Genomic DNA, 20297 nt, shown 5'->3' on the forward strand with positions numbered 1-20297 from the left:
CGGTCGAACGCGGGGCGGGAGTGAGGCGATGGCCAGTTCCAGGAGTGCGGTGCCGCAGCCGATGGCATCACCACGCGGAACCCGTTGTGGGAGGGGATGGTGGTGACGCCGAAGGCGGTGGTCAGCTGTGCCAGGACGACGCCGAGTACGGCGCTGGAGATCGAGGTGCCGATGGCCCGCATGAGGGTGTTGAGGCTGTTGGCGGCGGCGGTTTCGGACGCCGGCACCGCGCCCATGACTAGGGCAGGCATGGCACCGTAGGCGAACCGGATACCGGCGCCGATGACGTAGGAGACCAGCACGAGCTGCCAGATGGCGGACATCAGCACGACGCTGAGGCCATAGCCTGCGGCGACCATGACCGCGCCGGCCATCATGACCAGACCCTGTGGCGCCATGACCAGACCGACGACCAGCATCGACTGTCCCAGCCCCAGGCGGTGCCCTTGGAGATCCCCAGCAGCAGGCATACCAGCGCGGTCGGCAGCGCTGAGCGGGTCGAAGCGTCCGCCGGTGCGCACCGTGGAGAACAGCGCCAGTTCGGCACACTCCTGCGCGGTGGGCTGCCTGTTGTGTCGGGCCGAGTACAGGACCAGGGGTTTGGCGCTGGTGGGCTTCCGGAAGCGTGCCCTGTCTGTCGCAAAACGTGCGCGTCGTGCGTTGAAGCACGGCGCGCACGTTTGCTGTGATGCCGGAGTGGATCAGCCCGCGGTCGGAGCGAGGGTGCGGGATTCGGTTGGGGGCTGGGTGTCGTGGCGCTGGCGGAACTTCTCCTTGGTGTTCTCCACCATTGTGTAGAGGGTCGGTACCAGCAGGAGCGTGAGCAGGGTGGAGCTGATCAGTCCGCCGATCACCACGATCGCCAGAGGTTGCGAGATGAATCCGCCGCCCCCGGTGAGCCCGAGCGCCATCGGGATCAGGGCGCCGATGGTGGCTGCGGCGGTCATCAGGATCGGCCGCAGCCGTCGCCTGCCGCCCTCGATGACAGCGTCGCGCACGCTCATGCCCTGCCGCCGGTACTGGTTGATCAGGTCCATCAGCACGATCGCGTTGGTCACCACGATGCCGATGAGCATCAGCATGCCGATCAGGGCGGGCACCCCGAGCGCGGTTCCCGTCACCAGCAACAGGGTGAGCGCGCCGGTCGCGGCGAACGGGATCGAGACCAGCAGGATCAGCGGCTGTACGAGGCTGCGGAAGGTCGCCACCATGATCAGGAACACGATCGCGATCGCGATCAGCAGCGCGGTACCGAGATCCCCGAACGAGTCCGACTGCTGCGCGCTGACCCCGCCGATCTCATATGACGCGCCGGCCGGTAGCTGGAGCGCGCTGAGCCGGTTCTGCAGATCGGTGCTGACCGCGCCGACGTTCTGACTGGTCGCGGTTGCGCTCACGGTCACGGTGCGGGCGCCGTCGACGCGTTTGACCTGTACCGGACCATCCGCTTGGGACACTTGGGTGACGGTGTCGAGCCGGATCGGCCCCGCTGCCGTCATTACCGGCAGCGCTCGGATCTGGTCCAGATCGACCGGCGCCGGCGCACCGCTGAGCAGGACGACGTCGCGCTGCTCACCGTCCACTGTGACCTGGCTGATCGTGCGGCCGTGAAAGGCCTGTGCGACGGACTGGCCGACAGTCGCGTCGGTCAGCCCGTATCGCCCGGCCGCCTCGCGGTTGAGCGTGGCCTGGATGCGCGGCGCGCTCTGGCTCAGGTCGCTGGTCACGTCAGTGGTGCCGGGAACACCCGCGATGGTCTGACGCACCAGATCCGCCGCCGCGGCGAGCGTCTGCTGGTCGCCTGCCTTCACATTGACCTCGAGGTTGCTGGTGTTGAAACCGCCACCCCCGCCAGATCCGACGGTGATGGTGCCCGCGCCGGCGAGCCCTTCGACGCGTTGACGCACCGTCGATCCCACCGCGGCGGCATCTGCGCCATTCTTGAGGGTGACTGAGAATTCGGCGATGTTCGAACCGGTGGCGGCCCCGCCGAATGCGCCGAAGGGACCACCGGCGGTCCCGATGGTCACCTGGTAGGTCTGCACGTCGCTCACGTCGTGCAGCACCGCCTCGAGGCGTTTCGCCGCCGCGTCGGTCGATGCCAGGGTGGTCCCCGGTGGCAGCTGCTGGTGCACACTCAGCGTGTTCTGTCCCGAGTTGTCCAGGAAGTTCGTTTCCAGCCTGGGTACCAGCGCGAGCGTGCCACCGAAGATCAACAAAGCGAGCCCCACGGTCAGCCAGCGGCGGTGCGTCACGAATCGCAGCACTGGAACGTACACACGCTGCAGCACGCTGCGCCGTTCCTTGTCGGCGGTGACGCGGACTTCCGGCTCCGCGGGCTTGAGGAACCAGTACGCGAGGACCGGGATGACCGTCAGCGACACCAGCCACGACGCGAGCAGGGCCACCGCGATCGTCAGCGCGAACGAGGAGAACAACTGCCCGACCATCCCGCCGACCAACGCGATCGGCAGGAACACCGCGACCGTGGTCAACGTGGACGCGGTGATCGCGCCGGAGACCTCCCGCACGCCGTCGAGCACCGCGCGCTGCTTGGCCTCTCCGTAGCCGAGATGTCGTTTGATGTTCTCCAGCACCACGATCGAGTCGTCCACCACCCGGCCGATGGCGATGGTCAGCGCGCCCAGCGTCAGGACGTTCAACGACTCGTTGCCCGCCCACAGGGCGATCAACGCCACCAGCACCGACAGCGGGATGGACACCGCGGTGACCAGCGTCGACCGCAACGACAGCAGGAAGATCAGGATCACCAGCACCGCGAAGGCCAGGCCGAGCAGTCCCTCGGAGGTCAGTCCGTCGACCGACTGCTCGATGAACGGCGCCTGATCGAACACGATGTTCAGCGCGCCGCCGGTGCCAAGCGCAGCGGTCAATGCGGGCAGTTTGTCTTTGATCGCTTGGGAAACGCTGACCGGTGTGCCGTCCGGCGTCAGCGTCACCGACACGCCAAGGCTGTCCTGGCCGTTGGTACGGGTGATCGACGTCGCCGCGGCCGGGGCCAGCGTCACGGTGGCCACGTCACCGAGCCGGACCGGCGCACCGGACGCCCTCGGCAGGAACAAGTCCCTGAGCTGGTCCACCGACGTGAGCGCGGCACCGACCTGCAGGCTGACGTTCTGGTCCCCTTCGACGATCGCCCCGGCCGGAATCGAGACCCCGTTGCCGGTCAGCACGGTCGTGATCGCCGTCGGCGCGATACCGGCGGCCGCGAGCTTCGCGAGGTCGGGCGTGATGGTGACGTTCTCCTCGGCAGTGCCCGTGACAGTCGCCTCCCGCACTCCGGAAATACTCTCGAGCTCCGGTAGCACGCTGGTCTTGAGCCGCTGCACCAGCTGCCGCTGGTCGGTGCCGGCACTCGCGGCGAGGATCACCGCCGGCAGGCTGTCGATGCTGCCCACGACGACCTGGGGTGTCACTCCGGTGGGCAGCTGGAGCCGGTTGAGCCCTTGCTGGATCTGGTTGACCGCACCGTCGACGGAGGTGCCGTACTCGAACTGGATCTGCACCGACGCGGACCCTTCGCGCGAGGTCGAGGTCATCGTGGTCAGGCCGTCGACGCCCTGGACCGCACCCTCGATCGGCCGGACCACCTGCTGCTCGACGAGTTCGGGCGACGCACCCGGATACGGGGCCACCACGGTGGCGGCCGGAAATTCCAGCGACGGGAACAGTTCCTGCTTGAGGGACGGGATGGCGAGAACACCGAACACGATCGCCACGAGCGCCGCGAGGGCGACGAGCGATCTGTTGGCGAGACTCAGCCTGGCCAGCCAGGTCATGGGCAACTCCGCGTCTGATTAGTTAGTCTTACGCTAATAGTCTATGTGAAGCGAAGTATATGCCCGAAGCGGGGCTGTTAACGTCCTGAGAACCCTGCCCAGACAAGGAGACGCGGTGCCGGACGACAAAGCCGAGCTGATCGAAGCGGTGGTGGAACTCCAGCGGGATTTCGCCCACTTCGCGGCGAGCAGCGCCGATCACCCGGTCCTCCAGCTGAACCTGACCATGCAACAGCTCAAGGTGCTCTCAGTGCTCGGCGTGCGGGACAGTCGTTCGTCCCAGGAACTCACCGCCAGCCTCAACGTGAGCTCGGCGACCATGACCGGGATCGTCGACCGACTGGTCGCCCAGGACATGGTGAGCAGGCGTGAGGACCCACAGGACCGGCGAGTTCGCCGGATCGAGCTCACTGACCGGGGCCGGGCGGTGTTGAACGATCTCCAGGAGGCGGGCAGGACCCACACCCGGCATCTGCTGAGCGGACTGGACACCGACGAACTCGAAGCTCTCGTGGGGATCCTGACAAAGCTGACGAAACTCGCCAGGGCGGGCTTCTCGCCATCGGAAGCGACCTGCCAGTAGAGCGGCGAACTGGCCACGGGGCGAGACAGCTGGCCACACTGAGCGTCCTGGTCGGCCGTGTCGCCAACGGGCCGTGGCAGGCGGGTGCCGCCACGGCCCGAGATGTTTGCCTGCCGAGTCAGCCGAGCTGGGGGTGGATTTGCTCGACGCGGTCACGCTTGGTGTACATGTCCCAGTAGTGCGCGGCGAGGTCGTCCGGGTCGACGAGCGGGCCGGCCAGGTCGGGCATCGTCGCGGCGGCCAGCTCACCCATTTCGCTGCGCGCGATGAGGGCCGTGATGGACAGGGTGCCGGCGTAGACACCGATCTGGGTCAGTTCGCCGTTGAGGGAGTAAAGCCAGTTGCGGGCGGCCGCCATGAGCGGGCCTACGCCGCTCATGTAGGGGCGCGGTTGCACGGCCGTGTGGCCGGTGGTCATCAGGAAGGCGCCGTCGCCGCGCTCGGTCCACTCCGGCAGCACGGCGCGGACCACTTCGACGGGGGTGAGCAGCAGCAGCGGGCTGTTCTTCTCCAGAATGGCCGCGTCCAGCTTCGTGGCAGGGGAGAAGCCCTGCTCGCCACTGATCGGGCCGTACTCGATCACGTCGATGCGGCCGAAGCGATCGCGGATGGCCGCGATCAGGTCGGGCACCTCGGTGGGCTGGGACAGGTCGGCGGGGAAGCCGGCTGTCTCGATGCCTTCGGCGGTGAGCTGCTCGACGAGGGCGTCCAGGCGGTCCTTGCGTCGTGCGACCAGGGCGACGCGGAAGCCCTCGCGGGCGAAACGACGAGCGACGGAGGCGCCGAGGCCGGGACCGGCTCCGAAGATGGCGATCACTTTGGACAAGGGGAGTTCCTTCCAATTCCTACTCTTTGTGTGTTGCCCCCATGATGGGACAGTATGGGGGGCCGTACAAAAGGCACATCGATGTGTGTGCCGGAGAGGAATGTGCGCCATGGACGCCGCAGCCCGACCAGGCCCCATCGCAGGCCGGGGCCCGTGCGCCGGGATTCCCGCCGAGCAGATGGACTTCATTCGGCAAGTACTGGACCGCGTCGGCGACAAGTGGAGCATGCTGGTCATCGTCGTGCTGGAAGGCGGCCCGCTGCGCTACACCGACCTGCTGCGACAGGTCCCCGGCATCTCGCAGCGGATGCTCACCCTCACCGTGCGCCAGCTGCAGCAGGACGGACTGGTCACCAGAACCGCGTATGCGGAAGTGCCGCCTCGCGTGGAGTACGCCCTCGCGCCCTTGGGACGCAGCCTGCTCGAGACCGTCACATCCCTCGTCCGCTGGGCCTCCGACCACCATCAGGAGATTCGCGAACACCGAGCCCGCGCCACAACACCATGAAGACCGCACCGGGTGACGGATGGCAAACGGGCAGCTGGCCCACCGGCTTGCTCAGGGTGGCCGACTGCGGCACTCAGTCACACACTGAAGTCCGGCTAGGCCAACGAAACCAGACGCCGGCAGCGTCGTTCCACTCGTGCTTGGCAGGATGCCAACCGCCCTCGAGCCAGCCACGTGTGGACCGGGCGGTTGACATCGACAAATCAGACTTCGCGTTGAGGAACTCACGATCTGCCCGAACCGAACTGTAGTAGAGGCACGTCGTAGAGATCTGCGCGTGCTGACGTCGGCTGGGTGTACGGACGGGCGCGTCATGCCGCAGGGCTCCGCCGCCCTCACTTGAATGAGGCCCTCAGGACCCATGACGTCCTCGTCGACCTCGGCGACGCGATCAAGCAGTACGGGTAGCTGCGAGACCGCCTGCCAGGCCATCGACAAGGATGGCCTCTGAGGCGTAGCAGGAGTACGATGGCAGGGTGACCACGTTCGTGTCGCGACGATGCAACCCTTGCGCCACAGGAACTTGTGTATGCACGGACGAGTCTCACACTGAACGCGGTGGAGCGAAACTGGAGCACGGCAAGGAGTTGAACGTCACCGAACGGCGTGCAACGGCGCTGAACGGCGGCCAACGGCTCTGGATTTCCTGGGGCGATTGGGTTTCCGCAGGTCAGAGTCCTTTATGGACCAAACTGGCAGTGTGAGGGTCAGGGGTTCGAGTCCCCTCAGCTCCACTTGTAGGTAGAACCCGTCTGATCTAGTGATTTTCGCTGGTCAGGCGGGTTTCTTGCTGTTCTGTCTCGATCTTCGGTGATCGTTTGTTGGTCATGTTGCGGTGACCCTGTGGAGCAGTTCTGGAGCAGGATCTCCGGCTTGATCGTCGTGCCGACCGCTGAACTGGCTGATCATCGAGCCGCTCGCACCAGAGGTGTGAAGGGCAGTGGATTGGTTATGTGGCAAGGGGTCCGGAGACGTGGCGTTCTGCAGGTTCCGGTGCTTTCGGATGCGCTCGGACATTCAGGTCGGCTTCGAGCCACCGCCGCCGCAGATCATTGACGAGTTGGAGTTCGACTTCTGGGGCGACGTGCGAGTAGACCTCGGTGACGCGGTTGGGCAGGTGGTGGGCCGAGGCGTCGTGCTTGGACGATCTCTGGCGCTCCGCCGGCAATCAGCCAGGTGTTGTGGCTGTGCCGCAGTCCGTGCAAGGTCAGTCCGGGTCGGATCGGCACAGTACGGATGCCTGAGAGCGGTCGTCCTTCGTTGCCGTTGACCGCGGGTTTGAGTACGCGGCGGATGAAGTGCTGCGCTACAACCAGGTTTCGCCTTCAGCGGTGAACACGAACTCGTTGTCATGTCGCTCGAGATGCTTGCACAGCATGGTGATCAGGAATGGCGGCAGGTGATCGTGCGGGCCGATGATGTGGTTTGGGTGAGCCGAGCCAGTGCGTGGGTCGATGATGAGCGCGCCGAGGTCGACGTCGTCGCGTCGTAGCCCGGTGAGTTCGCCCCATCGGCATCCGGTCCAGCCGATGCGGAGGACCTCGGTGGGTGTCGCCCACACCCGTTCGCGTTCGATGCGGTGGCGGCTGATGGGTTGGTAAGGGATGAGGCCTTCGTCGACGGCGTCGGCGAGGGTCATCGACAGAACTTTGATGATGGTGGCGACGGTGGTGTTGGCGTAGCTGCGCTGGCGCAGGTCGCTGGTCCACTTGTTCAGGCCGAGCGTGGTGATGGCGTTGGGGTGTGGCGCTCCGACTTTGCGTCGTGAGCGCGCGTTGGTGGTTACGTGTTCGACCGCGGTCGCCCGTCGGTGTGTTCCTCCCTGAGCGCGCCGACCTGGTCGCGGATGGCGGTGTCGAGGTCGGTGGCGGTCAGGCCGAAGGTGTCTGCCGTCTCCGTCGCGTCCATGTGGAACGGCGCGTACCACTGGTAGTCCATCTCGGCCATCTCGCGGGCGATGGGTACGACCAGCCCGGCCGTGCGCATCGCGAAGCGCGGCATCTGGATCAGTTTGATCGGCGGCCTGCCCGCGGCGACGGCGTAGCGTCGTGCGAGCTCGCGGATGGTGACGGCCGGTGGGGACGGCACGTGCCAGGCTCGACCCCATGCGCGTTCGTCCTGGGCGAGCGTGACCAGGGTTTTGGCCATGTCGCCGTTGAAGGTGAAGGTGTGCGGCATGTCCAGGTGACCGGGGATCCAGGCGGCGCTGCCCCTCTTCGAGGCAGGCTCGATGAGCATGGAGTAGAGGCCGGCCGCGTCCTTGCCGATGTAGTCGGCGCCGCGAACTTCGACGGTGCGGATGCCGGCGGCGAGGGCCTGTTCCCACATCCGTCTGCGCAGGCGGCCCTTGCGCCCGGTGGCGGCCATGGGGGTGTGCTCGTTCATTCGGCCGTCGGGCTGCGGGCCGTAGGCGTAGAGGCTGCCGGTGAGTGCCAGGACCGCGTCGTTCGCCTTCGCGGCGGTGATCACCGCCGTCTGCAGGGGCGGCAACAAGCGTTCCCAGCTCGTGTACGAGGGTGGGTTCGCGCAGTGGTAGATCACTTTCGCGCCGCGAGACAGTTCGGTCATGCGTGACGGGTCGGAGGCGTCCGCGGCGACCCGCTCGATGAGCGGGTGCGCGGGGCCGGAGCCGCTGCGCGTGACGATCCGGACGCTTTCGCCGCCGTTGGCGTGCAGGCGTGCGACATTCGCGCCGATGGAACCGGCGCCGATGATGACGTGTTCGGCCATGTCAGGTTTTCTCCTTGATGGGACTTCTGGGCGCGTCGTACGGGGGCTGGGACCGGTCAGTCGTCCACGCCGGAGCCGGTGTAGGCAGGCACGTCGGCCAGCATTCCGGCGACCTCGGGGTTGAGTTCGTTGCGGCGCCGGTGCAGTTCCTGGATCTTCGCGTTCAGGTCGGGATCGTCGTCGTCGCTGATGTCGAAGGTTTCGAGCCGTTCGACCAGGTTCAGCCCGAGGTGGTCGGTCTGGTAGGTGGTCGGGTGCGTCAGGTATTCGAAGAGCCCGTCGAGGTCCTCGAGGACGAACACCGAGCTGTACGCGTAGTCGCCGCCGTGGTCGCGGCCGACGACGAAGGACTTGATCACGGGGTTCGACCGGCCCTGGGTGCGCCAGCTCTCCAGCGCCGCCTCGATCTGCTCTGGCGTCGCAGTGGCCTTCAACGTGGCCCGATTGATGTGGTAGATCATGTCGCGCACCTCAGTTTCTAACGTCGTTAGATTTTCTAACGTCGTTAAGTTAGCTGGGCGGGGAGATCGTCGTCAAGGGCGGCGGCTACTGTCCGCGGACACCATCGAAGCGGGGTGGCGGAACATGCCGACCAACACAAGGCGGGACCGGGAACGGGCGAGCACCCGCGAACGGATCATCGAGGCCGCGCTGCACGTCCTCGAGACAGAGGGCACCGCGGCGCTGACGATCCGGCGCATCGCGACCGACGTCGAGTACTCCGCCCCCGTCGTCTACCAGTACTTCGCCAACAAGGACGCGCTCGTGCTGGAGCTGGTCGCGCACGGCCACCGCCTGATGCTGGCCGAGTTCCGGCTGGCCGCCGAGGAGCCCTGCATCGACCGGCGCATGATGCGCATCGCGTCCGAGTACGTCCGGTTCGCCGGCGAGCACCCACACCTCTACGAGGTCATGAACGGCGCCGCGGTCGACGCGGACGAGCGCAGGCACGCCGTCGAACCGGCCATCGCCGTCCTGGAGGAACTGCTCGCCGCCTGGTCGGACGCGCACGACGTGGTCCTGGCCGACCCCGGTGAGGCCTGCGAGATCATCTGGGGCACGCTCTACGGCATAGCCTCGCTCGGCCATCTCGGCACCGTCGGCAACGAGCGCGCCCGGCGACTCGCCGAGCAGGCGCTCCGCGCGATCCTTCTCGGCTGGCGAACCGAGGTACCGGGAAACTGGTAGTCCGGCACCGCCGTCGGCTGTAGCCGGAGTCAGGCGACATGCCGATCCATCGACATTGCCGTGGAGATCACCCGCACATCGAGCACGAGAGTGCGTTGTCGTGGCAGTGCGGCCACGACTCGCGTACCGCACGAAGGCAGGGGCGCCGGCCGTCGCTCCGCCACCTCTTGGGATTGTCGCTGGTCAGCCACGCCTGGTGGTCGTGGAAAGTGCTGCGCCACAACCATGTTCCGCTTTCGAACTGGAATGCCGGGTACTCTGCGGACCGCCTGACGGAAGGACACGGGTGGACGACTCGTCGAAGGTCGGTAGGCATGCTCGCGCGGTGCTGGGCGCCGCGGAGGAGTTTCGCGCCGAGGCGGCAGGGGTGCGCGCGGAACCGGAGCGGCTGCTCGCGCTCGCCCGCGCGAAGTACGAGGCGATCCGGGACTCGCTGGTGGCCGAACGGCTCCGCGCCATGCCGGTGGACAAGCTCCGGGACACCAAGGCGAACCTGCGGCTGAGCACGCTGAAGGCCGCCGGGTACCGGACTGTCGCCGACGTCGCCGAGGCACGTCTGGAACAGCTCGACGGCGTGCCTGGCGTCGGGAGGCAGTCCGCGGAGCAGATCGTGCGGGTCGCCCGCGCCGTTGTCGACGGCGTTGCGCGGGACACGACTGTCCGGTTGAACCCCGATCGTGCTGACCGCGCCCAGACCGAGCTGCTGCAGCTGATGTCCAAGCTGCGCAGGGCGAACCAGCTCGTCGGCCCGCTGCGTGAACCGCTCGGGGACGTGCTGGGCAGGGTCGACGCGGACGTGCGCGCCGCGTCCCGTGCCTGGAGCCGGGTGCGGATGTTCTTCTCGTTGCGGAAGAACCGGCAGGCCGCCATCGAGTCGCTCGACCGGCTCGAGGCCCTGCTGGCCAGTCGTGACGTGGCGGCGTTGCGGGCGGTGGGCACGCAGCTGCGCGTGCCGGACCTGGACCACCGCTCGCTGTGGCGCGACTACGAGCGCGACGCGGCCGCCTACAACACGGTTCTCGCCGACCTCGCCGGTGCGGACGCGGTGCCGGATCGCAGTGCCGCCAAGGGATTCGTTCCGGCCGACATCGAGCACGAGGTCGACGCGACCACACTGGACACCAGTCTGCTGAAGGTGGCGCTGCGCGGTTACCAGGTGTTCGGGGCCAAGTTCGCGCTGGCCCGCAAACGCGTCATCATCGGCGACGAGATGGGACTGGGCAAGACGATCGAGGCCATCGCGGTGATGGCCAGTCTCGCCGCCGGCGGGCGGCGCGGGTTCCTGGTGGTCTGTCCGGCGAGCGTCGTCGTCAACTGGGTCAACGAGATCGCCAGGCACAGCGACCTCGTGCCGCACCGGATGCACGGCGCGGGCCGCGACGGCGCGGTCGGCGAGTGGCTGGCGCAGGGCGGCGTCGGCGTGACGACGTTCGGCACGTTGCCGAAACTGGTGCTGCCGAAGAGGTTCCGCCCGGCGCTGGTCGTGGTCGACGAGGCGCACTACGTGAAGAACCCGGACACGCAGCGCTCGCAGGCGGTCAACACGATCGTGCAGCGCGCGGAGCGGGCGATGCTCCTCACCGGCACGCCGATGGAGAACCGCGTCGAGGAGTTCCGCACCCTGGTCGCCTATCTCCAGCCGAGCGTCGCGGCCCACACCGGAGCCACCGATGCCGTGGTGGGAGCGAAGGCCTTCCGTCGCGTGGTCGCGCCGGTGTACCTGCGGCGCAACCAGGAGGACGTGCTGGGGGAGTTGCCGGAACTGCTCGAGGTGGAGGACTGGGTCGAGTTCGGCAAGCAGGACCGGGGCGCGTACCTCGAGGCGGTGCGCGAGGGGAACCTGATGGCGATGCGCCGCGCCGCCTACGCACCGGGGACGCCCCGCGGCTCGGCGAAGCTGGAACGACTGCTGGAGATCATCGAGGAGTCGAGGGACAACGGCTGGAAGGTCGTGGTGTTCTCGTACTTCCACGACGTGCTGGACGCGGTCGCGAACCACCTCGAGGTCTTCGGTCCCCTGACCGGTGCGACGTCGGCGCAGGGACGCCAGGAACTGGTGGACGCGTTCACGGCGTGCGAGGACCACGCGGTGCTGGTGGCCCAGATCGAGGCGGGCGGCGTGGGTCTGAACATCCAGGCCGCGTCCGTGGTGATCATCACCGAGCCGCAGTGGAAGCCGAGCACGGAGGACCAGGCGATCGCCCGTTGCCACCGAATGGGCCAGGTCCGCAAGGTCCACGTGCACCGGTTGCTGGTCAAGGACAGCGTGGACGCGCGTGTGCAGGAGATCCGCGACCACAAGACCCTGCTGTTCGACCACTACGCGCGCGAAAGCGACACGAAGCACTCGCACGCGAGTGCGCTGGACTCGGCGGTGTCGGTGGAGCAGCGGGTGGTGCGGGCCGAGCAGCAGCGCCTCGGTCTCTAGGAGCTGGACGCCGCTTTCAGACACGACGAAGCCCGGCCGGATGAGTGATCCGGCCGGGCTTCGGTGTAGTCCTGCTTGCCGCTGAGAGTTCAGTGGCGGGCGAGGGGACTAGGCGGGGACGATGTTCTCCGCCTGCGGGCCCTTCTGGCCCTGCGTGATGTCGAAGGAGACCTTCTGGCCCTCCTGGAGCTCACGGAAACCCTGAGCGGCGATGTTCGAGTAGTGGGCGAAGACGTCAGCGCCGCCACCGTCCTGCTCGATGAATCCGAAGCCCTTTTCGGCGTTGAACCACTTGACGGTTCCGGTGGCCATGGTGCACTCCAAGCATTAATGTGGCGCCCGCACTGTGCGGGGCCGGGTAATCCGTCATGGCCGAGGACACCGAACAGCAAAACGCCCGTGACCTGCGATCACGGGCGAACGGTATTTCGTAGCCATGACGATGACCATCACCCTACACGGATCGGCCGCCCAGTGGGCAACGCACACGCCGAAATCTCCAGTTTCTGAGATGAACCAGGCGCAGACCCACCCGGCGATGTGCTTTTTGTCTCGTCGGCATGTGCCGATCGGCACCCCTTGGGGCGTGCCGTGTGGCGTCCGAAGTGGCCGGTCGGGACTTCGGGGCACGGTGGTGGCGTCCCTAGCGTCGGTGGCGTGACGGACAACAAGATCTTCTTGCCGAGGTTCGGGGCTGTGTGCGGGGTCGTGCTGGGCCTGTCGATCGGGCTGCCGGGGGCCGTTGAGGCCTTCACCGGGGAGACGGCGGTCACCAGTGCGGTGATCGGGCTGGGGACGGCTTTCGGGGCGCCCGCGGTTCTGGCGTTGCACGGGCATCAGGCGCACGCGTCGGGGAGGTTCGGGGCGTTCGCGTTCGCCGCGAACCTGCTCGGGCTCGGGTTGTTCACCGGGGTGGCGTTCGCGCTGAACCTGGTGATCTTCTTCCTGGAACCCGGGCAGGTGGCGCCGTTGACGCAGGTGGTGGTGAAGGTGGCCTCGCTGGTGTTCGTGGTCGGCACCGTGCTGTTCGGGGTGTCGATGGTGCGGGCGAAGGTGTTCCCCGCGGTGCCTGCCTGGGGGTACGGGATCAGTTTCGTGTTGCTGGCCGTGTTCGCGGCGTTGCCGGACACGCCCTTGTCGGCACTGGTGCACGTCGCGTGTGCGGCGGTGCTGGTGTGGCTGTCTGCCGCGGTGTGGTCGGCGCGCCCGGCACTAGCCTGAGCGGCATGTACACCTCGCGGCCCGCGTTCTGGGTCTCGCCTGTGATGTGTGCCGCGGTGCTGGTCGCGGGGGTGTACGCGGCGGTGTCCGGGCTTGGCGACACGAGCGTGCCCTTGTTGGTCGGCGGGCTGGTGGTGCTGGTGGCCGTGGACCTCGCGGAGTTCCGGCGTTATCCGGTGCGCACGCCCGAGGCGGTGGCGGCGGGGCTGTTGGTGCTGCGCGCGGTTCTGTACGTGGGACTGGCCCATGTGGACGGTTCCGGGCTGGCGCGGGTGATGTTGTTGCTCGTGCCGTTCACGGCCTACTTCGCGTTCGGGCAGGGCGTTTCGGTTGTGCTCGCGGTGGCGTGCTTCGCGGCCGCCGTGGTGAGCACTCCGGACTGGTACGCCGATCTCGAACAGGCGTCGGACCTCGTGATGTTCGCCGTGGGGCTGGTGCTCACCATCACGATGGCGGCGGTGGCGGTGCGCGAGCGCGACGGGCGGATCCGGTTGCAGGAGTCGCATCGGACGGTCGCGGAGCTGTCCGCTGCGGCGGAACGGGCGCGGGTGGCCAGGGATCTGCACGACGACCTCGGGCACCATCTGACGGCGATCGTGGTGTTGCTGGAGAAGGCCGCCGCGTTCCACGACCTCGAACCGGGCACGGCGAAGACCGCGGTGCTCGACGCCGAACGGTCCGCGCGGCGGGCGTTGGGCGAGGTGCGGGAGTCCGTCCGGTCGCTGCGGTCGTTCCACCTGCCGGCCGCCCTGGACGAACTGGTCGCGGGGCAAGGAGATGTGACGCTGACGGTCAGCGGCTCGCCCGAGGCGCACGACACGGGTGCGTTGCACGCGCTGTACCGGGCGGCGCAGGAGGGCATCACCAACGCGCGCAGGCACGCCGCTGCCGGAAGCATCGCCGTCGCGGTCGAACTCGACGCCGGACGGGCGCGGCTGACCGTGGCCGATGATGGACGTGGCATGGGTGCCGCGGCGGAGGGGTTCGGGTTGCTCGGGATGCGGGAACGGGTCGCGCTGGCCGGTGGACGGGTCGATCTCGCCAGTTCGCCGGGCGGCACGACGCTGACGGTGACGATTCCGGTGAGGACGGCGTGACGCGCGTGCTGGTCGTCGACGACCAGCGGTTGATCAGGGAGGGCATCGCGTCGCTGCTGGGACTGCAACCCGGCATCGAGGTCGTCGGCACCGCCGCGGACGGGCACGAGGCCGTGGAGCAGGCGGTGACGCTGGCCCCGGACGTGGTGCTGATGGACGTGCGGATGCCCGGCCTCGACGGAGTGGAGGCGGTGGCGTTGCTGCGCAGGCGCGCGCCCGCCTGCAAGGTCGTCATGCTGACCACGTTCGACGACGAGGACTACGTGGTGCGTTCGCTGCGCGCGGGTGCCACGGGCTATCTGCTCAAGGACCTGCCGTCACAGGAACTCGCGGCGGCGGTCAAGCTCGCCGCGGCGGGCGTGGCCCAGTTCGACCCGGCCGCGGCGGCCCGGCTGGCGGCGGTGCTCGGCCGGTCCGACGGCCACCGCGAACCGCTCACCGTGCGCGAGGTCGAGGTGTTGCGGCTGGTGGCCGGCGGGGCGACGAACAAGGAGATCGCCGAGCGCCTGCACCTGTCGGAGGGCACGGTGAAGAACCACATCTCGCGCATTCTCGGCAGGCTCGGGCTGCGGGACCGGACGCAGGCCGCGCTTTATGCCCAGTCGCACGGACTTGTGTAACGACGCCTGGCGAAGGTCGCGATGTGGCGGCCATGACCGTTTCCCAGCAGCTGTCGAGGACAGCCGCGATCGCTGCCGGTTTCCTGCTCGTGGTGTCCGCGTGCGGCTCCCAGGAGCCCACCCGGCTCGCGGCTGATCTCACCACCACGACCAGCAGTTCGGCCGTCACGACGACCACGCCTCCACCGGTGACCGTGGAGTCCATCGTGGATGGTCGTACGGCGATGTTGTCCAACGGCACCAAGGTTGTGCTGTCCGGACTCGCGCAGCCAGGAGAGTGCTGGGCCGCGTCGGCCGTCGAGTTCGCGACGAAGACCCTGGTGGGCAAGCCCGTCCAGGTCTCCGCGTCGCGACTGTTGCTGGCCGACGGCACGGACTACGCGGTTCTCGCCGTGGGACAGGGCGCTGCACGTGCGATCGCCGGGGCGGACACGGCGATCCAGGTCGCGGAGAAGGCCGCCAAGACGGCGACCATGGGGTTCTGGGGCCCGTCGTGCGGCGGGCTCGACGTGAAGCCCGCGCCCGTCGTGGCACCGCCCGTCGCGCCGCAACCCGTGGTACCGCAGCCGGAACCAGCGCCCGCGCCCCAGCCACCGGCAGCCGTCTACTACGCGAACTGCGCCGCCGCGAAGGCCGCCGGCGCGGCCCCGCTCTACCGCGGACAGCCCGGCTATCGCGCAGGCCTCGACGGTGACGGTGACGGCAAGGCCTGTGAGAAGTAGCTAGAAGCCGCCGCGCTCCAGCACGGTGCGCGCCTCCCGCTGCTCCCGGTCGCCTTCCGCCTCGTCGAGGGCGCCGGGCAGCGGCGGGTTCGTGTCCTTCTCCGCGACCCACTCCTCCGGTTTCGGACGGTCGGGCAGGGCGTCCCACTTGTTCTCGCTCATGAATCGAGTGTGCCCTGACAAATCGGTGGCCGCTGGTGTCAGCGGAATGTCAGTGGCGCTCGCGATCCTTCAGCCGAAACGAAGCTTCCCCGGCACGACTGGGGTGTGCTGGGGCCGGTAAAACGGAACAAAGGGTTCAAATCGTGCTGAAGAAAACCATCTTCGTGGCATTGATGGGTGCGCTGGTCAGCGCGTCCTTCGGGGCGGGCGTCGCGAACGCGGCGACGGACCGCAACGGTGTCTGCGAGTCGGGCGAGTTCTGCCTCTACTACAACAGCGACCAGGCCGGTTCGGTCTCGGACTTCGCCGGGTCGATCTCCGACTACGGCGACAGCCAGCCGAGCTGCTACGAGTTCAAGAGCGCGGGCAACGGCCAGGGCGTGTGCGTGAAGAACAACGCCGCCGCCGTCTGGAACCGCACCAGCGGCAACGTCACCGTCTACTACAACAGCGGCTACGCCGGCGCCAACCAGACGTTCGCGTCCGGCGCCAAGGGCAACCTGAAGGCGGAGCTCAAGAACGAGAACGCCTCGCACCGCTTCGGCGCGGGCAGCGACCCGGACCCGGACCCCGGTACGGGCACCTACCCGACCCCGCCGACCAACAACCAGCCGTCCGAGGCCGTTCGCGCGCCTCAGGCCAGCAAGCGGACCGCGTTCGTGCGCACGCAGATCGCCGACCTGACCGGTGAGAAGCAGTGCTACGTGGGCGACTACCGCTCCGGTGAGTCGTCGACGAGCAACCACAACACCGGCAACGCGCTCGACTGCACCATCTCGAACGCGATCGGCCAGTACCCGAACGCCACGCAGAAGGCCCAGGGCTGGAAGCTCGCCTACTGGCTGCAGAAGCACGCCGTGAAGCTCGACGTCCGCTACGTGATCTGGCAGGGCAAGATCTGGAGCGTCGCCCGCGCGTCCGAGGGCTGGCGCAACTACACCGCCGGCAGCGGTGTGACCGGTGGCCACTACGACCACGTCCACGTCTCGATGCAGAACCCGTACGGCGACTGATCTGAGTCGTTTCCGAAGAGGCGAGCGCTCCACGCGCTCGCCTCTTCGGCGTTTCAGGACCTCAGGTCGTGGACGATCAACGACGCCGAGAGCAGCCGGATGTCCGTCGGATCGGCCGGGTTGTAGCCGGTGAGTTCGGTGACGCGGCGCAGGCGGTAGTTGAGCGTGTTGCGGTGCAGGTGCAGTTCGTCGGCCGTGCGGTGGCGGTTGTGGTCGCTGTTGATGAACGTCCTGAGCGTGTGCACCAGGTCGGGGTGCTCGGCCAGCCGGTCCATCACGCGGGCCAAGCGTTTGCGGCCGGGGCCGGGGCGGCAGAGCTGGTACTCGAGCAGCACGTCGTCGAGGACGTACGCGCCGGGCGGGCGTCCGAGGCGCTGGGCCAGCTCGGCGATGTCGGCGGCCTGACGGGCGGCGGCGGGAACGTCCTCACGGTGCTCCGCCGCGGCGATCCCGCCGATCAGGAGGGTGCCCGCGGCGGTGTGCAGGCTGCGGACCAGTGCGGCGGCGTCCTCCAGGTCCGACTCGACGGTCTCCGCGGTGGTGGGCAGCAGCACCGTTCCGCCGTCGTGGTCCAACGCCGAGAGGGCGTGTTTCGGCAGTTCAGCCCGTAGGCGTCGCACGAGACCATGGACGGCGAGACGTGCGTCGGCGCCCTCGGCCAGTGATGGCGCGTCGACACGCACGGCGACGACGACGTGGTGACTGGACAGCTCCAGCCCGATCCGTTCGGCCAGCGGCTCGGCCTCCCTGCCGGTCAGCAGGGCCGCGACCAGCGCACGACCGGCCTCGCGGCGTTCGGCGTGCAGGGCCTGCTGCTCGGCGAGGTACGACCCGGCCACGGCGGGAACGGCGACGCTCAGGTACCGCAGCAGCGCCGGAACCGTCGCCAGCAGGTCGGGCACCTCGTCCGGCTCGGCGACGGCGGCCATCGCCTCCCAGCCGACGGTCGCGGCGACGTGGTAGGTGCTGAGCACGATGTCGAGAGGAACGCCCTGCTGAGCGCGGCGCACCGCCGTGGCGATCTGCATGTCGAGCTCCTCGGGCGCGGGCGGCCGCTGTTCCCGCAACGCGCGCAGGAAGACCTGCAGGTGCCGCGTCACGGCTTCGGTGATCTCGCGGTCGACCAACTGGTGCGGCAGCTGCCGGTACGTGGCGGATCTGGCGAAGAACGCCTCCAGCACCTTCTCGGCGATGCGCGGGATCTGCGTCGCGGCCCGGTCGTACAGCGGCGAGTCGGGGTTCGGTGCCTGGATGTCGACCACCGCCAGAGGCTTGCGCATCCGTGAGCCGCAGGCGATAGCCCGTTCCGGTGTGGTTGGTTGCACGAAAGAGGGGCGCCCCCGTTGTGCACGTGCCCCAAACATTTGACCCTATCGAGTGATGGCCGATGAGGACGGCTGCGTCGCGCGGTCAGAATCAGGCGTTGTGAGCAGCGTCGAAGAATGCATGAAGTTGTTGCTGCGTAGCGGGTTCCGGCGGACGGTCGTGCACGATCGGTTCACGTGCGCCAAAGCTGTGATGTTCAGGCGGGTGTGGCGTGGCACCAACGAGACGGTGCTCGCGTTGTCGGAGTCGGAGGCCCTGGCCTATCGCGTGGCCGAGAGCGACGCGGACCCCGCGGATCCGTTCGTCGTCGATCCCGATCTGGCGATGTGGCAGTGCGGTGGCGAGTTCCTGGACGTCGCGGGCCAGTTGCTGGGGTTGCCCGCCGCGCCGGGACAGTCCGCGTTCGACCGAAATTCCGATGGGTGACCTACCGCTGTCGATGCGCTGAGATGGAGTTCGGCTGCCGCCTGTGTGAACCCTGCGACCCCACACAAGGAGCAACCCGATGCGTTTCATGGCGATCGCCGGTGCCACCGTTCTGATGGTGGCCGGCATCCAGCCCGCGGCTCATGCCGGACCGGTGGGCAGCGGCTGGACCGAGCACAGTCCCGCGTGGAACCTGCAGATCCAGAGCAAGGGCGTGATCACGTCCTATCCGGGCAGCACCACCAGCGCCTCCGGGCCCGGCGGCTCCTATGCCCGATCGGGCGGGGTGCAGACCTTCAAGCTGGTCAACAACGGCTCCAACCGGGTCGAGGCGCGGATCCAGGACAACTACCGGACCGGGCAGCGGCAGTTCGAGGGTGAGCTCAAGGTCACCGCGGGCACGGACGACGAGAGCGCCATGCAGATCTTCGGCAACGACGGCGACGGCGCCACCACGTTGATGATCAGGTCGTTCTCCCGCGACGGCGGCACCCTGCGCGGTGGTGGCAAGGATCTGGTCAGCGGCATCAACGGCAAGTGGGTGCGGATCAACGTCACCCACAACGCCACCGCGGCCGGCGGCAGCTACTCGATCTACATCAACGGCAAGCAGGTGCACACGGCCAACGGCCCCAAGGGCGACCACTACTTCAAGTACGGCGTGTACGGCACGTTGAAGACGGCGAGCGCCGAGCACCAGTGGCGCAACGTGCACTTCTACCGGAAGTAGTAATCTCGTCCGGTGGGTGAGACCGACCGGATCGGAGTGTTCTACGACGGCACGTGGTTCGCCTACCTGAGCGATTTCTACGCCACCGCGCACCCCAGGGGCGCGCGCATCTCTCTTGACGGCCTGCACGACGCGTTGCGCTGGTACGTCCACACGGAGACGGGTCGTCCTCTGGACGAGTGCGTGGTCGCGGAGGCGCATTACGTTCGCGGTCGCATCGACACTCCCGCCGAATCCTTCGACCGGGCACTGGCTGCCGCCGGCATCACGCGGCACGACCTGCCGTTGCACAACGGCAAGGAGAAGGGTGTCGACGTCCTGCTCGCGCTGGAGGCGTGGGACCGGGCGACGACGGTGCCGTTGCAGTGGGTCGTGCTGCTGACCGGCGACTCGGACTTTGCTCCGCTCGCGGAGAGGCTGGCGGCGCGGGGCATCCACGTGATCGTGCCGGTGGTGGACATCCGGACGGTCCAGGCGCCGCCCGCGTGGACTCCGCGCACCGCGGCGCCGTTGCGGGCCGCGACGCCGTTCACGCCGGGGTTCGACGCGCTGTTCGCGCCCGGTGACCAGGCCGACTACCCGTTGCGGCGCGCTTTCGTGCGGTCGTCGCAGGTGGTGGCGTCGCCGGTGGGAGCGCCGCGCGGACGTCGCAAGGGCACGGTGGCCAGCTGGAAGACCGGGCAGGCGCACGGGTTCATCACCGACACGCGCGGCGGGTCGTGGTTCGTCTCGCGCGACGAGCTGCCGTCGGGGCTGACCCTGCTGCTGGCGGGCACGACGGTGTCGTTCACCGGGTCGCCCTCGCCGTTGCCCGGCCGCAAGTACCCGAGGGCGCAGGCCGTCCGGCCGGAATGACTTTTGTCATCCTGACCTCGTGACGCTGCCTCACTACTGGTGAAGGCCCGTTCCGACCAGGC

General features: G+C 68.1%; 20 protein-coding genes. 12 read left to right on the forward strand and 8 right to left on the reverse strand.

All coding sequences use genetic code 11. From position 1 onward, the window contains the following. Positions 1 to 701 precede the first annotated feature (701 nt). On the reverse strand, positions 702 to 3800 hold the full coding sequence (locus ACIRG5_RS26550) for an efflux RND transporter permease subunit (protein WP_402909096.1): 3099 nt from the start codon (positions 3798 to 3800) through the stop codon (positions 702 to 704). Between the two features lie 115 nt (positions 3801 to 3915). On the opposite strand from ACIRG5_RS26550, the gene ACIRG5_RS26555 reads away from it, so the two are divergent. Continuing rightward, positions 3916 to 4383, forward strand: a complete 468-nt coding sequence (locus tag ACIRG5_RS26555; RefSeq protein ID WP_402909099.1) for a MarR family winged helix-turn-helix transcriptional regulator — start codon at positions 3916 to 3918, stop codon at positions 4381 to 4383. Between the two features lie 118 nt (positions 4384 to 4501). Here the strand turns inward: ACIRG5_RS26555 and ACIRG5_RS26560 are convergent, their stop codons facing one another. Next, on the reverse strand, positions 4502 to 5200 hold the full coding sequence (locus ACIRG5_RS26560; protein ID WP_402909924.1) for an SDR family NAD(P)-dependent oxidoreductase: 699 nt from the start codon (positions 5198 to 5200) through the stop codon (positions 4502 to 4504). A gap of 118 nt (positions 5201 to 5318) precedes the next feature. On the opposite strand from ACIRG5_RS26560, the gene ACIRG5_RS26565 reads away from it, so the two are divergent. Further along, positions 5319 to 5717: a winged helix-turn-helix transcriptional regulator gene (locus tag ACIRG5_RS26565; RefSeq protein ID WP_402909102.1), complete on the forward strand. Its 399-nt coding sequence runs from the start codon at positions 5319 to 5321 to the stop codon at positions 5715 to 5717. Between the two features lie 1306 nt (positions 5718 to 7023). On the opposite strand, the gene ACIRG5_RS26570 is transcribed toward ACIRG5_RS26565, so the two are convergent. The 3 genes from ACIRG5_RS26570 to ACIRG5_RS26580 form a co-directional block, all read right to left on the reverse strand. Beyond that, positions 7024 to 7356: a hypothetical protein gene (locus ACIRG5_RS26570; RefSeq protein ID WP_402909104.1), complete on the reverse strand. Its 333-nt coding sequence runs from the start codon at positions 7354 to 7356 to the stop codon at positions 7024 to 7026. A 143-nt stretch (positions 7357 to 7499) separates the two neighbouring features. After that, entirely contained in the window at positions 7500 to 8447 is a 948-nt protein-coding gene (locus ACIRG5_RS26575) for an NAD-dependent epimerase/dehydratase family protein (protein ID WP_402909107.1), read from the reverse strand. Between the two features lie 56 nt (positions 8448 to 8503). Next, positions 8504 to 8908 (reverse strand): Dabb family protein, encoded by a 405-nt coding sequence (locus tag ACIRG5_RS26580; RefSeq protein ID WP_402909110.1) that lies wholly within the window; start codon positions 8906 to 8908, stop codon positions 8504 to 8506. Positions 8909 to 9032: 124 nt separating this feature from the next. Here ACIRG5_RS26580 and ACIRG5_RS26585 point away from each other — a divergent pair, with 124 nt between their 5' ends. Both ACIRG5_RS26585 and ACIRG5_RS26590 read left to right on the forward strand, forming a co-directional pair. Further along, positions 9033 to 9635: a TetR/AcrR family transcriptional regulator gene (locus ACIRG5_RS26585; protein WP_402909113.1), complete on the forward strand. Its 603-nt coding sequence runs from the start codon at positions 9033 to 9035 to the stop codon at positions 9633 to 9635. Between the two features lie 286 nt (positions 9636 to 9921). Further along, positions 9922 to 12063, forward strand: coding sequence for a DEAD/DEAH box helicase (locus ACIRG5_RS26590; RefSeq protein WP_402909115.1), 2142 nt, complete (start codon positions 9922 to 9924; stop codon positions 12061 to 12063). A gap of 108 nt (positions 12064 to 12171) precedes the next feature. Here the strand turns inward: ACIRG5_RS26590 and ACIRG5_RS26595 are convergent, their stop codons facing one another. Continuing rightward, complete coding sequence (locus ACIRG5_RS26595) at positions 12172 to 12375, reverse strand: cold-shock protein (protein WP_030475722.1); 204 nt, start codon at positions 12373 to 12375, stop codon at positions 12172 to 12174. A gap of 345 nt (positions 12376 to 12720) precedes the next feature. Here ACIRG5_RS26595 and ACIRG5_RS26600 point away from each other — a divergent pair, with 345 nt between their 5' ends. Genes ACIRG5_RS26600 through ACIRG5_RS26615 form a run of 4 tightly spaced genes read left to right on the forward strand, consistent with a single transcriptional unit; the run spans position 12721 to position 15723 of the window. Beyond that, positions 12721 to 13284 (forward strand): hypothetical protein, encoded by a 564-nt coding sequence (locus tag ACIRG5_RS26600; protein WP_402909117.1) that lies wholly within the window; start codon positions 12721 to 12723, stop codon positions 13282 to 13284. Between the two features lie 5 nt (positions 13285 to 13289). Beyond that, positions 13290 to 14381, forward strand: a complete 1092-nt coding sequence (locus ACIRG5_RS26605; RefSeq protein ID WP_402909120.1) for a sensor histidine kinase — start codon at positions 13290 to 13292, stop codon at positions 14379 to 14381. Beyond that, the gene (locus tag ACIRG5_RS26610; protein ID WP_319977929.1) at positions 14378 to 15001 is read left to right on the forward strand and encodes a response regulator transcription factor; all 624 of its coding nucleotides are present in this window, start codon (positions 14378 to 14380) and stop codon (positions 14999 to 15001) included. Before ACIRG5_RS26605 ends, ACIRG5_RS26610 begins: the two co-directional genes overlap by 4 nt. A 32-nt stretch (positions 15002 to 15033) precedes the next feature. Then, a complete protein-coding gene (locus ACIRG5_RS26615; protein WP_402909123.1) occupies positions 15034 to 15723 on the forward strand; it encodes an excalibur calcium-binding domain-containing protein in 690 nt (229 codons plus the stop codon). Here ACIRG5_RS26615 and ACIRG5_RS26620 read toward each other — a convergent pair whose 3' ends face one another. Beyond that, positions 15724 to 15885: a hypothetical protein gene (locus tag ACIRG5_RS26620; RefSeq protein WP_402909126.1), complete on the reverse strand. Its 162-nt coding sequence runs from the start codon at positions 15883 to 15885 to the stop codon at positions 15724 to 15726. 143 nt (positions 15886 to 16028) lie between these two features. Here ACIRG5_RS26620 and ACIRG5_RS26625 point away from each other — a divergent pair, with 143 nt between their 5' ends. Then, complete coding sequence (locus ACIRG5_RS26625; protein WP_402909129.1) at positions 16029 to 16898, forward strand: peptidase inhibitor family I36 protein; 870 nt, start codon at positions 16029 to 16031, stop codon at positions 16896 to 16898. 53 nt (positions 16899 to 16951) lie between these two features. Here ACIRG5_RS26625 and ACIRG5_RS26630 read toward each other — a convergent pair whose 3' ends face one another. After that, a complete protein-coding gene (locus ACIRG5_RS26630) occupies positions 16952 to 18178 on the reverse strand; it encodes a PucR family transcriptional regulator (RefSeq protein ID WP_402909131.1) in 1227 nt (408 codons plus the stop codon). A gap of 166 nt (positions 18179 to 18344) precedes the next feature. Between ACIRG5_RS26630 and ACIRG5_RS26635 the strand changes: the two genes are divergently transcribed. The 3 genes from ACIRG5_RS26635 to ACIRG5_RS26645 all read left to right on the forward strand — a co-directional run bounded on the left by ACIRG5_RS26635 (position 18345) and on the right by ACIRG5_RS26645 (position 20235). Beyond that, positions 18345 to 18650: a hypothetical protein gene (locus ACIRG5_RS26635; RefSeq protein WP_402909134.1), complete on the forward strand. Its 306-nt coding sequence runs from the start codon at positions 18345 to 18347 to the stop codon at positions 18648 to 18650. A 79-nt stretch (positions 18651 to 18729) separates the two neighbouring features. Further along, complete coding sequence (locus tag ACIRG5_RS26640) at positions 18730 to 19380, forward strand: hypothetical protein (RefSeq protein WP_402909137.1); 651 nt, start codon at positions 18730 to 18732, stop codon at positions 19378 to 19380. A gap of 12 nt (positions 19381 to 19392) precedes the next feature. Further along, positions 19393 to 20235 (forward strand): NYN domain-containing protein, encoded by an 843-nt coding sequence (locus ACIRG5_RS26645; RefSeq protein WP_402909140.1) that lies wholly within the window; start codon positions 19393 to 19395, stop codon positions 20233 to 20235. The last annotated feature ends 62 nt before the right edge of the window (positions 20236 to 20297 follow it).

Origin of the sequence: Lentzea sp. NPDC102401 (genome assembly GCF_044765805.1) — a bacterium.
In the GTDB taxonomy this organism is placed as follows: domain Bacteria; phylum Actinomycetota; class Actinomycetes; order Mycobacteriales; family Pseudonocardiaceae; genus Lentzea; species Lentzea sokolovensis.